The organism is Magnetospirillum sp., assembly GCA_027532905.1.
In the GTDB taxonomy this organism is placed as follows: Bacteria; Pseudomonadota; Alphaproteobacteria; order CACIAM-22H2; family CACIAM-22H2; genus Tagaea.
In genome coordinates, this window is the sequence record JAPZUA010000004.1 from 484893 (window position 1) to 498760 (window position 13868).

General features: G+C 64.4%; 15 protein-coding genes. 10 read left to right on the top strand and 5 right to left on the bottom strand.

From position 1 onward, the window contains the following. Positions 1–3: 3 nt before the first annotated feature. Positions 4–453, top strand: coding sequence for an FKBP-type peptidyl-prolyl cis-trans isomerase (locus O9320_16220; GenBank protein MCZ8312393.1), 450 nt, complete (start codon positions 4–6; stop codon positions 451–453). Here O9320_16220 and O9320_16225 read toward each other — a convergent pair. Both O9320_16225 and mutS read right to left on the bottom strand, forming a co-directional pair. Continuing rightward, a complete protein-coding gene (locus tag O9320_16225) occupies positions 450–1145 on the bottom strand; it encodes an SDR family oxidoreductase (GenBank protein MCZ8312394.1) in 696 nt (231 codons plus the stop codon). The genes O9320_16220 and O9320_16225 overlap by 4 nt on opposite strands. After that, positions 1142–3841, bottom strand: coding sequence for a DNA mismatch repair protein MutS (mutS, locus tag O9320_16230; GenBank protein MCZ8312395.1), 2700 nt, complete (start codon positions 3839–3841; stop codon positions 1142–1144). Before mutS ends, O9320_16225 begins: the two co-directional genes overlap by 4 nt. 113 nt (positions 3842–3954) lie before the next feature. Between mutS and O9320_16235 the strand changes: the two genes are divergently transcribed. Next, complete coding sequence (locus O9320_16235; protein ID MCZ8312396.1) at positions 3955–6252, top strand: NADP-dependent malic enzyme; 2298 nt, start codon at positions 3955–3957, stop codon at positions 6250–6252. 29 nt (positions 6253–6281) lie between these two features. On the opposite strand, the gene bfr is transcribed toward O9320_16235, so the two are convergent. The 3 genes from bfr to O9320_16250 form a co-directional block, all read right to left on the bottom strand. Beyond that, positions 6282–6764 (bottom strand): bacterioferritin, encoded by a 483-nt coding sequence (gene bfr, locus O9320_16240; GenBank protein MCZ8312397.1) that lies wholly within the window; start codon positions 6762–6764, stop codon positions 6282–6284. 118 nt (positions 6765–6882) lie between these two features. Continuing rightward, positions 6883–7068, bottom strand: a complete 186-nt coding sequence (locus O9320_16245; GenBank protein ID MCZ8312398.1) for a (2Fe-2S)-binding protein — start codon at positions 7066–7068, stop codon at positions 6883–6885. Positions 7069–7144: 76 nt separating this feature from the next. Further along, on the bottom strand, positions 7145–7990 hold the full coding sequence (locus O9320_16250; GenBank protein MCZ8312399.1) for a DUF4743 domain-containing protein: 846 nt from the start codon (positions 7988–7990) through the stop codon (positions 7145–7147). A 61-nt stretch (positions 7991–8051) separates the two neighbouring features. Between O9320_16250 and O9320_16255 the strand changes: the two genes are divergently transcribed. The 8 genes from O9320_16255 to O9320_16290 all read left to right on the top strand — a co-directional run bounded on the left by O9320_16255 (position 8052) and on the right by O9320_16290 (position 13865). Further along, positions 8052–9665, top strand: coding sequence for an acyl-CoA dehydrogenase family protein (locus O9320_16255; GenBank protein MCZ8312400.1), 1614 nt, complete (start codon positions 8052–8054; stop codon positions 9663–9665). Between the two features lie 5 nt (positions 9666–9670). Further along, positions 9671–10108, top strand: a complete 438-nt coding sequence (locus O9320_16260; GenBank protein MCZ8312401.1) for a hypothetical protein — start codon at positions 9671–9673, stop codon at positions 10106–10108. Continuing rightward, the gene (locus tag O9320_16265; protein MCZ8312402.1) at positions 10105–10374 is read left to right on the top strand and encodes a barstar family protein; all 270 of its coding nucleotides are present in this window, start codon (positions 10105–10107) and stop codon (positions 10372–10374) included. Before O9320_16260 ends, O9320_16265 begins: the two co-directional genes overlap by 4 nt. A 32-nt stretch (positions 10375–10406) precedes the next feature. Beyond that, the gene (locus O9320_16270; protein MCZ8312403.1) at positions 10407–10619 is read left to right on the top strand and encodes a twin transmembrane helix small protein; all 213 of its coding nucleotides are present in this window, start codon (positions 10407–10409) and stop codon (positions 10617–10619) included. Further along, positions 10612–11175, top strand: a complete 564-nt coding sequence (locus O9320_16275) for a cob(I)yrinic acid a,c-diamide adenosyltransferase (protein MCZ8312404.1) — start codon at positions 10612–10614, stop codon at positions 11173–11175. Before O9320_16270 ends, O9320_16275 begins: the two co-directional genes overlap by 8 nt. A gap of 100 nt (positions 11176–11275) precedes the next feature. Further along, positions 11276–12025, top strand: a complete 750-nt coding sequence (locus O9320_16280; GenBank protein MCZ8312405.1) for an electron transfer flavoprotein subunit beta/FixA family protein — start codon at positions 11276–11278, stop codon at positions 12023–12025. 1 nt (position 12026) lies between these two features. Further along, positions 12027–12968 carry an FAD-binding protein gene (locus tag O9320_16285; protein ID MCZ8312406.1) on the top strand — a complete coding sequence of 314 codons (942 nt, stop codon included), beginning with the start codon at positions 12027–12029 and terminating at the stop codon, positions 12966–12968. 24 nt (positions 12969–12992) lie between these two features. Further along, positions 12993–13865 carry a 3-hydroxybutyryl-CoA dehydrogenase gene (locus O9320_16290; GenBank protein MCZ8312407.1) on the top strand — a complete coding sequence of 291 codons (873 nt, stop codon included), beginning with the start codon at positions 12993–12995 and terminating at the stop codon, positions 13863–13865. Positions 13866–13868: the final 3 nt, after the last annotated feature.

Here is a 13868-nt window from a genome sequence, read left to right on the forward strand (position 1 = left end):
CGCATGAAAAACCTCGCCCTCACCCGCCGCCTCTTGCTCGGAACCCTCATTGCCATGACCGCGATCGACCCTTCGGACGCCCAGACGCCAGACCTTGCGACAGCCACCCGCACACGCTCGGGCCTCGGCATTCTCGACATTGTCGAGGGCACGGGAGCCGCACCTGCGTCCGGCCAGACCGCACGCGTTCATTACACGGGCTGGCTGCTCCAAGACGGCAAACGGGGCGCCAAATTCGATTCCTCGGTCGACCGCGGCCAACCTTTCGAATTTCCGCTCGGCCAGGGCCGCGTCATCCGCGGCTGGGACGAAGGTGTGGCGACGATGAAAATCGGCGGCAAACGCACGCTCGTGATCCCGCCCGAGCTCGGCTACGGCGCACGCGGTGCGGGCAACGTGATCCCGCCCAATGCCACGCTGGTGTTCGACGTCGAACTGCTTGGCGCGCGCTAAACCCCGCGCGTAATCCCGCCATCGACGCGTAGGTTTTGGCCGGTGATGTAGCCCGCGTCGTCGGAAAGCAGGAACGCCGCCGTCTTGGCGATTTCTTCGGCTTTGCCGTAGCGGCCCATGGGAATGCGCGGCAGAAGCACTTCTTTGACGGGCAGCGAGTCGACGAAACCGGGCAGCAGATTGTTCATGCGAATGCCGGCCTTGGCGTAGCGGTCGGCATAGAGTTTGGCGAAGGCGCCGAGGCCTGCGCGCATCGCGCACGAGATCGGGAACATGAGGTCGGGTTCGAAGGCGGCGAAGGTCGAGATATTGACCCACGCGCCCGAGCCCTGCTTTTCCATGATCGGCGTTGCGAGGCGTGCCAAGCGCACAACGTCCAAAATCACAAGCTCGAGGCCCTTGGCCCAGTCTTCGTCGGTGAGGGCCAAGAGGTCGCCTTTGGGCGGATGGCCGGTGGACGTAACCACGCCGTCGATGCGGCCCCATTTTGCCATCGCAGCATCGACGAGCTTTTGCAGATCGGCGGTTTCCAAGACCGAACCCGTGACGCCCACGCCGCCGAGTTCGTTTGCAAGCTCAACCGCACGACCCGACGGCGACAGCAAAGCCACACCCCAGCCGCGTGCGGCGAGTTCGCGGGCGCACGCAGCACCCATGCCTTTGCCAGCCCCCGTGACCAACGCGACTTTCATTCGGCCTTCTCCTTAAGCAAAAGCGCTTTGAGCGCGTAAAGCGCTTCAAGCGCTTGTTTGGGGGCAAGTTCGTCGGGATTGAGATCGGCGAGCGCTTTGGACAAAGCACTCGGGGCCGCGTCGGCGCCCGCTCCAGCATTGGCGGGTCCGCCTTTGGGCCGTGCGGCAAACAGCGGCAGATCTTCGGCGAGCTTGCCGAGATTGCGTTGTTCCGGGCTGCTTTCCAGCGCCGCCAGAACGGTTTCGGCACGTGCGACGGCGGCGGCCGGCAGGCCTGCGAGCTTGGCCACATGGATGCCGTAGGAACGGTCGGCGGTGCCGGCTGCAATCTCGTGCAGGAACACGACCTCGCCCTTCCATTCCTTGACGCGCATCGTGCGGCAGGCAAGGCCCGAGAGTTTTGCGGCAAGTGCTGTGAGCTCGTGATAGTGCGTGGCGAACAAGGCGCGCGCGCGGTTGACGTCGTGCAGATGCTCCACGCACGCCCACGCGATCGAAAGCCCGTCGTAGGTCGCCGTACCGCGCCCGATCTCGTCGAGAATCACGAGCGAGCGTTCGGTCGCAAGATTGAGGATCGCGGCCGTCTCGACCATTTCGACCATAAACGTCGACCGCCCGCGCGCCAGATCGTCGGCCGCACCCACGCGGCTGAACAGCCGGTCGGCCACGCCGATACGTGCTGCTTTGGCCGGCACGTAGGATCCGCTCTGCGCCAGAATGGCGATCAACGCGTTTTGACGCAGATACGTGGATTTGCCGGCCATGTTGGGGCCCGTGACGAGCCACAAAAATTGCCCGCCGTCGGCATCAAGGCGGCAATCGTTGGCGACAAAACCTTGCGCCTGTTCGGCCAACGCCGCCTCGACGACAGGATGGCGCCCGCCTTCGACTGCGAAGACGCGGCTGCCGTCCACCACAGGCCGGCACCATTCGCGCTCGACCGCAAGGTCGGCCAAGGCAGCTGCGACGTCGAGTTCGGCCAACGCGCGGGCAGCGCGCAAAATCGCATCGCTGTGCGCGAGCACGTCGCGCACGAGGTCGGCGAATATCGAAAGTTCGAGGGCGAGCGCTTTGTCGCGCGCACCCACGACCGCGTTTTCGAGCTCGCCGAGTTCGACCGTGGTGAAGCGCACGGCCCCTGCCATCGTCTGGCGATGGATGAAGATGCCGCCGGGCTTCGACAGCCGGTCGGCGACGTTGGCGTTCGCTTCGACGAAATAGCCGATCACATTGTTGTGTTTGATGCGCAATGTGGAAATACCGGTCGCCTCGACATAGCGCTGCTGCAGAGCAGCCACCAGGCGACGGCTTTCGTCGCGCAGCTCAAGAATGCGATCGAGCTCGGCGGCAAATCCTGCGCGCACGAAGCCGCCGTCGCGCATATCGAGCGGCAGGTCGGCCCCCAAGGCGCGCGCCAACAGATCGGCCAGCGCCGAATGTTCGCCCAAATCGTCGAGCGCTTGGCCGATTCCTTCGGGGGCGGCGTCGAGACCTTGTGCGCGCACTTGCGCGCGCACTTGCGGCAAGCGCGCAAGACCCTGGCCCAACGCCGCCAAATCGCGCGGGCCGCCGCGCTGAAGCGCCAAGCGCTGCACGGCACGCTCGAGATCGGGGAAGCCCTTCAGCGTTTCGCGCAAGGATGCGCGCGCATGTTCGGACTCGACGAAATAGCCGAGCATGTCGAGCCTGCGGCCGATCGCGCGCGCGTCGGCCAAGGGGGCTGCGAGGCGCGCGGCCAAAAGACGCGCACCGGCGGCCGTCTGCGTGCGGTCGATCGTGGCGAGCAGCGACCCTTTGCGCTCGCCCGTCTGCGTTTCGGCGATTTCGAGCGAGCGGCGCGTGGCGGGATCGATCTCAAGCAGGCCAGCCGCCGATTGGCGCTGCGGCGTTTGCAGGCGGCCAACACGGCCTTTTTGCGTGAGTTCGACATAATCGACGAGGGCGCCTGCCGCCGCGATTTCCGCGCGTGCGAAGGCGCCGAATCCGTCGAGAGATTTGACGCCATAGAGCGCTTCGAGCCGCCGCTTGGCGTTTTCGCTGTCGAAGCGCGCGGACGGCAGCGGCGTCAGCGCGCGTTTGAGCGGGGATACAGCGGCAGCAATGTCGTCGCGCGCGAGCAAGCGGTCGGCGAGCAGCAATTCGCCGGGTGCGATGCGCGCGAGTGCTGCCGACAGGCCCGGTGCCGTGGCCGTTTCGACGCGGAAATCGCCGGTCGAAAGATCGAGCCACGCAAGGCCAAGCGTGCCGGCCGCTTCCGCCAGGCAGCACAAAAAATTGTTGGCGCGCGCATCGAGCAACGTGTCTTCGGTAAGCGTACCCGGTGTCACGACACGCACGACGTCGCGCCGCACGAGGCTTTTGCCGCTGCCGCGTTTTTTGGCCTCGGCCGGGTCTTCGATCTGCTCGCAGATCGCGACACGGAAACCCTGGCGGATCAGCCTGGCCAAATAGGCTTCGTGCGCGTGCCACGGCACGCCGCACATCGGAATAGGTTCGCCCGCATGCGTGCCGCGGCGCGTGAGCGTGATGTCGAGCGCCTTGGAAGCGGCGACTGCATCCTCGAAGAACAGCTCGTAGAAATCGCCCATGCGGTAGAACAGCAGCGCACCTTCATGCTGGCGCTTCAATTCCAGATACTGCGCCATCATCGGCGTGGGGGCTTGGTCGCTTTGCGGCTCGCGGACAGTGTCGGACATTGCAGTGCAGCATTTCCATTGGTTCGTGCGTTTTGACGAACGGCACCCGTTCCCCGTACCATGGCGAACCAAAGCCTAGCAAAACGAGTTTCACAGGGAAGGCAAACGCAATTATGGCGAACGAGACCGGGCCCGTCACCGAACAAGAATCCTTGCTGTTCCACAATCAGGGCGGCAAAGCGGGCAAGATCGAAATCACCGCCACCAAGCCGCTGACGACCCAGCGCGATCTGAGCCTTGCCTATTCGCCGGGCGTGGCGTGGCCGTGCCTGCACATCGCCAAGAACCCGGACGCCGCCTACGACTATACGGCCAAGGGCAATCTCGTGGCCGTGATCTCGAACGGCACGGCCGTGCTGGGCTTGGGCGATCTGGGTGCGCTGGGCGGCAAACCCGTGATGGAAGGCAAAGCCGTTCTGTTCAAGCGTTTTGCCGACGTCGATTCGATCGATATCGAGGTCGATACCAAGGACGTCGACAAGTTCGTCGAGTGCGTGCGCTATATCGGCGTCACGTTCGGCGGCATCAATCTCGAAGACATCAAAGCACCCGAGTGTTTCGTGATCGAGCAGCGCTTGCGCGAGCTCCTCGACATTCCGGTTTTCCACGATGACCAGCACGGCACGGCCATCGTTGCGGCGGCCGGCCTCATCAACGCGCTGGATCTCACGGGCCGCGACATGCGCACGACCAAGATGGTCATCAACGGCGCGGGCTCGGCTGGTATTGCGTGCGCCGAGCTCGTGAAGTCGCTCGGCATGCCGCACGAAAACGTGATCCTGTGCGATACCAAGGGCGTGATCTACCAGGGCCGCACCGACTCCATGAACCAGTGGAAATCGGCGCATGCCGTGCCGACCAAGGCGCGCACGCTGACCGAAGCGCTTGCGGGGGCGGACGTTTTCTTCGGCCTGTCGGTCAAGGGTGCGCTCACGCAGGACATGCTGAAGACGATGGCGCCCAAGCCCATCATCTTCGCGATGGCCAATCCCGATCCCGAAATCACGCCCGAGGAAGCCAAGGCGGCACGGCCCGACTGCATCATCGCCACGGGCCGGTCGGACTACGCGAACCAGGTCAACAACGTGCTGGGCTTCCCCTTCATCTTTCGCGGTGCGCTCGACGTGCGCGCGCGCACGATCAATGAAGCGATGAAGGCCGCCGCAGCACACGCGATCGCCGAGCTTGCGCGCGAAGACGTGCCCGACGATCTTGACGCCGCCTACGGCGGCCAACGCCTGCGCTACGGGCCCGACTACATCATCCCCGTGCCCTTCGATCCGCGGCTGATTTCGGTCGTCCCTGCGGCCGTCGCGCAAGCCGCGATGGATTCAGGCGTTGCCCGCAAACCCATCGCCGACATGGCGGCATATCGCCATTCGCTCAATCTGCGCCGCGATCCGACGGGGGCGATGCTCGACCGCATCTTCGAGACCGTGCGCGCCAACCCCAAGCGCACTGTGTTCGCCGAAGGCGAAGACGAAAAGACGATCCGCGCCGCGATCAGCTACCGCAATTCGGGCTACGGCACGCCGGTGCTGATCGGCCGCGTCGAGCGCATCGAGGCGACGATGGCGGCGATGGGCCTGACCGATAGCCCGGCCGAGCTCGGCCTCGAGATCCACAATGCGCGCCTGTCGCGCGACAACACGCGCTACACCGATTTTCTCTACGCCAAGCTGCGCCGCCAGGGCTATCTGCAGCGCGACTGCCAGCGCCTCGTGAACCAGGACCGCAACATCTTCGCGGCGACCATGGTGGCCGTGGGCGACGCCGACGCGATGGTGACGGGCACCACGCGCAGCTACTACCAGGCGCTCGACGACGTGCGCCGCGTGATCGACGTCGAGAAGGGCAAGCGCTGCATCGGCGTGTCGGTGATGATGACCAAGGAGCGCACGGTGTTCATCGCCGACGCGACGGTGACGGAACTCCCCACCGCGCGCGACATGGCCGAAATCGCGATCGGCGCCGCCGCCGCCGCAAGGCGCCTCGGCCACGAGCCGCGCGTGGCGCTGACCTCGTTCTCGAATTTCGGCAATCCGCAGCGCGAGAAGGCAACGCAGGTGCGCGAGGCAGTGCAGGAACTCGAAAACATGGCCGAGGGCGGGCGCACGATTGATTTCGAATATGACGGCGAAATGAGCCCGGACGTGGCCCTCGACTACGATCTGATGCGCAGCCTGTTTCCGTTCTGCCGCCTCACGGGCCCTGCCAACGTGCTCGTGATGCCGGGCCTGCATTCGGCGAATATTTCGTCGAAGCTCGTGCAGAAACTCGCGGGCGGCACAATGCTCGGGCCGATCCTGATCGGCCTGTCGAAGCCGGCGCAGATCGTGCCGATCGGTGCATCGGTCGGCGAGATCGTCAATATGGCGGCCCTTGCCGCCTTCCAGTCGATCACGCGGTAGAGCGAGGCCCGGCAGGGCCTCGCCTACGCTCAGCTCGACGCGCCGGGTTCCATCTGGCTCTGCAGATAGTTCTGCACGCCGACCTTCTCGATCAGCGCGAGCTGGGTTTCGAGATAATCGATATGTTCTTCGGTGTCGTCGAGAATGTGCAGCAGCATGTCGCGCGACACGTAGTCGTGCGCGCCTTCGCAGACTTTGATCGCCGCCTGAAGCATCGGCCGCGCGTTTCTCTCGAGATCGAGATCGCACGCGAGACCCTCGGGAACGGTCTCGCCGATCTTCAGTTTGCCGAGATCCTGGAGATTGGGATGGCCGTCGAGCATCAGAATGCGCTCGATCACCTTGTCGGCGTGTTTCATCTCCTCGATCGACTCGTCGTATTCGTGTTTGGCGAGCTTGGCGAAGCCCCACTGCCGCCACATCCGCGCATGCAGGAAATACTGGTTCACGGCGGTGAGTTCGTTGGTCAGCAGCTTGTTGAGTTCGGCCAGAACGGCCTTGTCGCCTTTCATCGATTTCCTCGCTTGTTCGAGTCGCGCGCAGAATCGCGCAACGCAACCCTTAAGCGCAAGAAAATTGTGATCGCCGCCCCGGCGACCGCGCAGCCGACGGCAACGGCGAGCGCGGCGCTCATTCGGCGGCGGCGGCCGACATTGTTTGGCGCTCGAGTGTGGCGCGGATCTCGGGAATGCACTTGCCGCAGCAGGGCGGCGCATCGGCCATGCGCTCGAACAACGCGCGCACGGTCCGGCAACCCGCTTCGCGCGCAGCCTCGACTTGCGAGGCTCGAATTCCATGGCAGTTGCAAAGAAACATTCAGCCGCCTCCCAAGAGTGAGGGAAGCACGATAGCTCAATTGAGAATGCTTCTCAATAGCAAAATATGCCGCAGCCTACCCCCTAAGACCACGCACGACCGCGAGATAATCGGGATCGTCGGGGCTGTAGAGGCCGTGGCGCACAAAAAAATCGATCAGCACGAGATTGCAGTTGTATTTGAATTCGTTCGTGTCGGCGACGATGCGCGCCACGTCCCGCCACGGCCACAGGAAAAATTCTTCGATCTCGCCGTCGGTGTTGCGCGGCACGAAATCGGCCGGCATTTCGAGATCGTAGCAAAACTGCACATCGGGCTTGAGCCCGTCGGCCGCATCCATTTTGTAGGCGATCGCTCCCACGCTGATCGCCTGCGCCGCCAAAGCTTTGGGGATGCCCGCTTCTTCCGCGCATTCCTTGGCAAGATTTTCGCGAAGGCCCAAGCCCACGGGCTGGCCGCCGGCGACCGTATTGTCGAGCATGCCGGGATAAGTCGGCTTCACGCGCGACCGGCGGGCGACCCAAATATGGATGCCGTCTTCCTTGCGCACATAGCCTGTCATGTGCACGCCGTAGCTGCGCATGCCGAAATGCGGGGCGGCCGCCCGCTCGATTTGGAAAAGCGGTGATGCGCCCCATTCAAGCAAAGCGGGATAGGCTTCGTTGCGCCGCCCGCCGACGATGCCTTCGGCCTCGAGTGCGCGCACGACCGTGTCGAGCGCAGCCGTGCGTGCTGCAGGATTTGCGAGCGTTTCGGCGAGTGCGACACGGTTGGCCGCAACGTCGAACACCGAAGGAAAGCCGCGCAGGCGTTCGGCGAGTTTGTGGCGCACGGCCCCCACCTGGTGCCCCGCAACGACGAACGGCCGAAAGGCGGCGGGATCGTGCGTGTTGCATTCGACGATGCGGTCGAGAAATGACATGGAACGGCTCCGCGGAGAAAACTGGTTCGCTCGGGCGCCGTTCTATAGCATAGGTGCTTCGATGTTTTCCCCCGCCCTTGTCGCGTGCCGAAATCTTGAAGAAGCTGCGCGTGTTGCGTTGGCCGCGCGCGTTCTTCGCGACGGGCGCGTGGACGCAGCGGCACTCGCGCAGCACCAGATGGCAGCACACGGCTATGCGTGGCTTGCCGCCAATGTGGCGGGCTTGAATGCGTTGGCCGAGTGGGCCGCGCGCGCATCTGCCGATCCGGCGGCCGCAATTCTCGCCCGGCTCGGTTTTGCCGAAGGACTCGGCCGCCTTGCCTTCGGTATCGCGATCAGCCAGAGCGAAACGGTGCGGCCCGCCGAAATGGGCATTGCCGCAGAGGCCGCTGCTTTCGCCGCCGACCCCGCCGTTGCGGCTTTGGTGGGTGATGAAGCGCTGCCCGAGCTGCGCCGCCGCCTCGTCGAAAGCATGGAAACGGAGCGGCTCGCGGCCGACCCCGATCTCGAAGACGATTCGTTGGCGCAGATGCGAGAGACGCTGCGGCGCTTCGCGAAGACGGAAATCGCACCGCATGCCAACGACTGGCACCGGCATGACCGTAAGATTCCGCTCGATGTGATCGAAAAGCTTGGGCGCCTCGGCGTGTTCGGCCTGTGCGTGCCCGAGGAATTTGGCGGGCTTGGGCTCGGCAAGATCGCGATGTGCGTGGCCTCCGAAGAATTGTCGGCCGCCCATCTCGCGACCGGCTCGCTTGCCACGCGCGCCGAAATCGCCGCCGAGCTTGTGCGCGGCGGCGGTACGGCGGCACAACGCGCGCACTGGCTGCCCGCCCTTGCGTCGGGCGCTTGCCTTGCGGCCGCGTGTTTCACCGAACCCGACACGGGCTCCGATCTCGGGGCGATCACCACACGTGCGACGTTCGACGGGCGCGTGTGGCGCCTCACCGGTGCCAAAAGCTGGGCCACGCATGCGGCACGCGCCGATTTGCTCGTGGTGTTGGCGCGCACCGATTCCGCCAGCAAAGACCATCGCGGCCTGTCGATTTTCTTGGCGCCGAGGCCGCGCGGCCACGACGGCGATCCGTTTCCGGTGGCAGGCCTCAAGGGCAGCGAGATCGCCACACTCGGCTATCGCGGCATGGGCGAATACGAGCTCGCCTTCGACGGTTTCGAAGTGCCGGCCGACGGGCTGCTGGGCAACGCGACCGGCGAAGGTTTTCGTCAATTGATGGCGACGTTCGAGACCGCACGCATCCAGACGGCCGCGCGCGCCGTCGGCGTGGCGCAAGCAGCCACGCTTGCGGCCCTTGCCTATGCGCGCACACGGCGCCAGTTCGGCAAAGCGATCGTCGAATTTCCGCGCGTGCACGGCAAGCTCGCCGCGATGGCGGTCGAAACCACGGTCGCGCGCCTGCTCACAAGGCGGGCGGCAAGCACCAAGGATTCGGGCCGGCGCTGCGACATCGAAGCCGGGATCGCCAAGCTCTATGCCGCGCGCGCGGCCTGGGTCGCCGCCGACGATTGCGTACAGATCCATGGCGGCAACGGCTATGCACTCGAATACGACGCGGCCCGCCTATTGGCGGATGCGCGCATTCTGAATATCTTCGAAGGGGCCGCCGAGATCCAAGCCAACATCGTGGCGCGCGGCTTGTTGGAACGGAGAAACTGACGACGATGCGGTTTTTGTTTTCGGCATTTCTTGCGCTGCTGCTGCTCGCAGCAGCCCCTGCCTTCGCCAACGAAGCCGAATGGCGGCGCATCGGCACCGAGCTGCGCTTGCGCGACGTCGACGGGTTCGTTGCGACCGTCAAGAGTATTCGCGAAACAGGCCGCCTGCCGCGCGAGCGCTATCTCGACAAGGACGCGGCCGAAAAGGCCGGCTGGCGGCCGGGTGCGGACCTTTGCCGTGTGGCACCCGGCAAAGCAATCGGCGGCGACCGCTTCTGGAACCGCGAAGGGCGCCTGCCCAACGCCGCCAACCGGCGCTGGACCGAGGCCGATCTCGACTATGCGTGCGGACGACGCAACGCCAAACGGTTGGTTTTTTCGAGCGACCGTCTGATTTTCGTAACGCTCGATCATTACGAATCGTTCCGCGAGGTGCCGCGATGAAACGCGCGAGATTGGGTCCCGAACACGACACGATGGAAAAGGTCTATCGCCAGATCGCGGCCGATCTGCAGCTCTCGGCACATTTTGCGCACAATCTCGATGCGCTGTGGGATGCGCTCTTGCGCGACGTCGAAGGTCCGTTCGAGATCGTGTGGCCGCAAGCCGCAACGGCCGGCAAGTCCATCGGCCCCAAATTCAAAGCCTTGCTGGCATTGCTGGGCGAGCTTGAAGAAGCGCGCGGCGATTTCAAATTCAAGCGGCGCTAGACTTCCGCCGATCCGCGGCCTACATCGTGGCCATGGATATGCTGCTTGTCGTTCTGCCCTACGCGATCGGGGTCGCCATTCTGGGCGTCATCGTGTCGCTGTTCACCGGCCTTGGCGGCATGGCCCAGGGCGGGGCCTTCAACAAACGCCACGGCAACCGCATGATGCGCTGGCGCGTGGGCCTGCAGGGCCTCGCACTGGTGCTGCTGATTTTCTACGTATGGGTCAAAAGAAACCATGGTTAGGCTGACGCGCATCTACACCAAAGGCGGCGACACGGGCCAGACGTCGCTGGGCGACGGCGAACGCGTCGACAAGTTCGACGACCGCGTCGGCGCCTACGGCACGGTCGACGAGGCCAATGCCTGCATCGGCCTCGCACGCCTCCATGCCACAGGCCCGATCGACGCGATGCTGGCTGCCATCCAGAACGATCTGTTCGACCTCGGTGCCGATCTCTGCACGCCCGAAACGCCGGATCCAAAATATCCGCCTTTGCGCATCGTCGAAGCGCAGATCGAACGGCTCGAGCGCGAGATCGACGCCATGAACGCGGCCTTGGCGCCGCTCAACTCATTCATCCTGCCCGGCGGCAGTGCGCTTGCGGCCAATCTGCATCTGGCGCGCACGGTCGCACGCCGCGCCGAGCGCGAAATCGTGCGGCTTGCCGCACACACGCAGATCAACCCGGCCGCGATCCGCTACATCAACCGCCTGTCGGACCATCTGTTCGTGCTGTCGCGCCACGCCAACGAAGACGGGGCCAGCGACGTGCTGTGGGTGCCGGGCAAGAACCGCTAGCACGCAGCTGGCAGCCCTGCCGGGCGCTCGATTGACGGGCGCGGGCGGCCCGCCTATTGTCCGGCTCCTGTTTTTCGAACAAAAGAGCCAGGTTCTGCCAATGAAAGTGCTGGTCGCGGTCAAGCGGGTTGTCGACTACAACGTCAAAATCCGCGTGAAGGCCGACAAATCGGGCGTCGAGCTTGCCAACGTCAAAATGTCGATGAATCCGTTCGACGAAATCGGCGTCGAAGAGGCCGTGCGCCTCAAGGAAAAAGGTGCGGCCACCGAAATCGTCGCGGTGTCGCTGGGGGCAGCCCAATGCCAGGAAACGCTGCGCACCGCGCTTGCGATGGGCGCCGATCGCGGCATCCTCGTGCAGACGGATGCGGATCTGCAGCCGCTCGCCGTCGCCAAATGCCTCAAGGCCATTATCGACAAGGAACAGCCCGCCCTCGTCATTCTCGGCAAGCAGGCGATCGACGACGATTGCAACCAGACTGGCCAGATGCTGGCGGGGCTGCTCGGCTGGCCGCAAGGCACGTTCGCTTCCAAAGTGACGCCGGTCGACGGCGGGCTTGAAGTGGTGCGCGAGATCGACGGCGGGCTCGAGACGGTGGCGCTCAAGCTGCCGGCGATCGTGACGACCGATCTGCGTTTGAACGAGCCGCGCTATGCGAGCCTGCCCAACATCATGAAGGCCAAGAAGAAGCCGATCGAAACGCTCACACCCGAAGCGCTCGGCGTGGATGCGAGCCCGCGCCTGACGACGCTCAAAGTCGAAGAGCCGCCCAAGCGCAGCGGCGGCATCAAGGTGCCGGACATTGCGGCCCTCGTCGACAAGCTCAAGAACGAAGCCAAGGTGATCTGACATGTCCGTGCTGGTTCTCGCCGACCACGACAATGCGGCTCTGAAGCCCGCCACGCGCAACGCCGTTGCGGCCGCGCTCAAGATGGGCGGGCCTGTCGAAATCCTCGTCGCAGGCTTGGGCATTGCGGCCGTCGCCGCCGAAGCCGCGACGATCGCAGGCGTTGCCAAAGTGCTTGCGGCCGACGATGCGGGCCTTGGCCATGCATTGCCCGAAAATCTTGCCGCACTGATCGTGAAGCTCGCTCCCGGCTACACGCATATCGTGGCGGCCGCGACCGCGACAGGCAAAAACGCGATGCCACGCGCGGCTGCCTTGCTCGACACGATGCAGATTTCCGAAATCGTCGAGGTCGTGTCGCCCGATACGTTCGTGCGCCCGATCTATGCCGGCAACGCGTTGGCGACCGTGCAGTCCAAAGACGCGATCAAGATCGTGACCGTGCGCGCGACGGCGTTTGCCGCGGCCGCAAGCGGCGGATCGGCGCCGATCGAAGCCGTGACGGGTGCAGCCGACGGCGGGCTTGCGCGTTTCGTCAAACAAGAATTGTCGAAGTCCGAACGGCCGGAACTGACGGCCGCCAAGATCGTCGTCTCGGGCGGGCGCGGCATGGCGTCGGGCGAGAATTTCAAGACGCTGATCGAGCCCCTGGCCGACAGGCTGGGCGCCGCCGTGGGCGCGAGCCGTGCGGCCGTCGATGCGGGCTTTGCGCCCAACGACTACCAGGTGGGCCAGACCGGCAAGGTCGTGGCCCCCGATCTTTATGTCGCGGTCGGCATTTCGGGTGCGATCCAGCATCTGGCCGGCATGTCGGCTTCCAAGACCATCGTTGCGATCAACAAGGACGAAGAAGCGCCGATCTTCCAGATCGCGGATTACGGCGTGGTGGGCGATCTGTTCAAGCTGGTGCCCGAACTCACCGCCGCCTTGCCGCCGCGCAAATAGCTCCAGAAACCGGGGACAAAGACCATGATCCAGAAAATCGGCGTCATCGGCGCAGGCCAGATGGGCAACGGCATTGCGCATGTGTGCGCGATGAACGGCTTCGAAGTGCGCCTGCTCGACGCCAATCCCGACTCGCTCGCCAAAGCGCTTGCGACCATCGCGGGCAACATGGACCGCCAGATTAAGAAAGGTGCGATGACGCAGGAGGCCAAGGACGCGGCCCTCGCGCGCATCTCGACCGGTACGGATTTCGCGATCTTCTCGGACAGCGATCTCGTGATCGAAGCAGCGACCGAAAACGAAGCGGTCAAGCGCGAGATCTTCAAGAAGCTGTGCCCGCATCTGAAGAAGGCGGCCCTGCTCGCGTCCAACACCTCGTCGATTTCGATCACGCGCCTGGGTGCTTCGACCGACCGTGCCGCCCAGTTCATGGGCATGCATTTCATGAACCCCGTGCCCGTTATGCAGCTCGTCGAACTCATTCGCGGCATCGCGACGTCGAACGAAACCTACGAGGCAGTCAAGGAACTCACCGCCAAGCTCGGCAAGATTTCGGCGACGGCCGAAGATTTCCCGGCCTTCATCGTGAACCGCATCCTGCTGCCGATGATCAACGAAGCCGTCTACACGCTCTACGAAGGCGTCGGCTCCGTCGAATCGATCGACACGGCGATGAAGCTCGGCACCAACCATCCGATGGGGCCGCTCGAACTCGCCGACTTCATCGGCCTCGACACGTGCCTTGCCGTGATGCATGTGCTCTACGACGGGCTCTCGGATTCGAAATACCGCCCGTGCCCGCTGCTGGTGAAATACGTCGAAGCGGGCTGGCTCGGCCGCAAAACCAAGCGCGGCTTCTACGACTATTCGGGACCGAAGCCCGTTCCCACGCGCTGAGGC

Coding starts and splice junctions, on each gene's coding strand:
- O9320_16220 (MCZ8312393.1), top strand. CDS start 4: ATGAAAAACCTCGCCCTCACCCGCCGCCTCTTGCTCGGAACCCTCATT.
- O9320_16225 (MCZ8312394.1), bottom strand. CDS start 1,145: ATGAAAGTCGCGTTGGTCACGGGGGCTGGCAAAGGCATGGGTGCTGCG.
- mutS (MCZ8312395.1), bottom strand. CDS start 3,841: ATGTCCGACACTGTCCGCGAGCCGCAAAGCGACCAAGCCCCCACGCCG.
- O9320_16235 (MCZ8312396.1), top strand. CDS start 3,955: ATGGCGAACGAGACCGGGCCCGTCACCGAACAAGAATCCTTGCTGTTC.
- bfr (MCZ8312397.1), bottom strand. CDS start 6,764: ATGAAAGGCGACAAGGCCGTTCTGGCCGAACTCAACAAGCTGCTGACC.
- O9320_16245 (MCZ8312398.1), bottom strand. CDS start 7,068: ATGTTTCTTTGCAACTGCCATGGAATTCGAGCCTCGCAAGTCGAGGCT.
- O9320_16250 (MCZ8312399.1), bottom strand. CDS start 7,990: ATGTCATTTCTCGACCGCATCGTCGAATGCAACACGCACGATCCCGCC.
- O9320_16255 (MCZ8312400.1), top strand. CDS start 8,052: ATGTTTTCCCCCGCCCTTGTCGCGTGCCGAAATCTTGAAGAAGCTGCG.
- O9320_16260 (MCZ8312401.1), top strand. CDS start 9,671: ATGCGGTTTTTGTTTTCGGCATTTCTTGCGCTGCTGCTGCTCGCAGCA.
- O9320_16265 (MCZ8312402.1), top strand. CDS start 10,105: ATGAAACGCGCGAGATTGGGTCCCGAACACGACACGATGGAAAAGGTC.
- O9320_16270 (MCZ8312403.1), top strand. CDS start 10,407: ATGGATATGCTGCTTGTCGTTCTGCCCTACGCGATCGGGGTCGCCATT.
- O9320_16275 (MCZ8312404.1), top strand. CDS start 10,612: ATGGTTAGGCTGACGCGCATCTACACCAAAGGCGGCGACACGGGCCAG.
- O9320_16280 (MCZ8312405.1), top strand. CDS start 11,276: ATGAAAGTGCTGGTCGCGGTCAAGCGGGTTGTCGACTACAACGTCAAA.
- O9320_16285 (MCZ8312406.1), top strand. CDS start 12,027: ATGTCCGTGCTGGTTCTCGCCGACCACGACAATGCGGCTCTGAAGCCC.
- O9320_16290 (MCZ8312407.1), top strand. CDS start 12,993: ATGATCCAGAAAATCGGCGTCATCGGCGCAGGCCAGATGGGCAACGGC.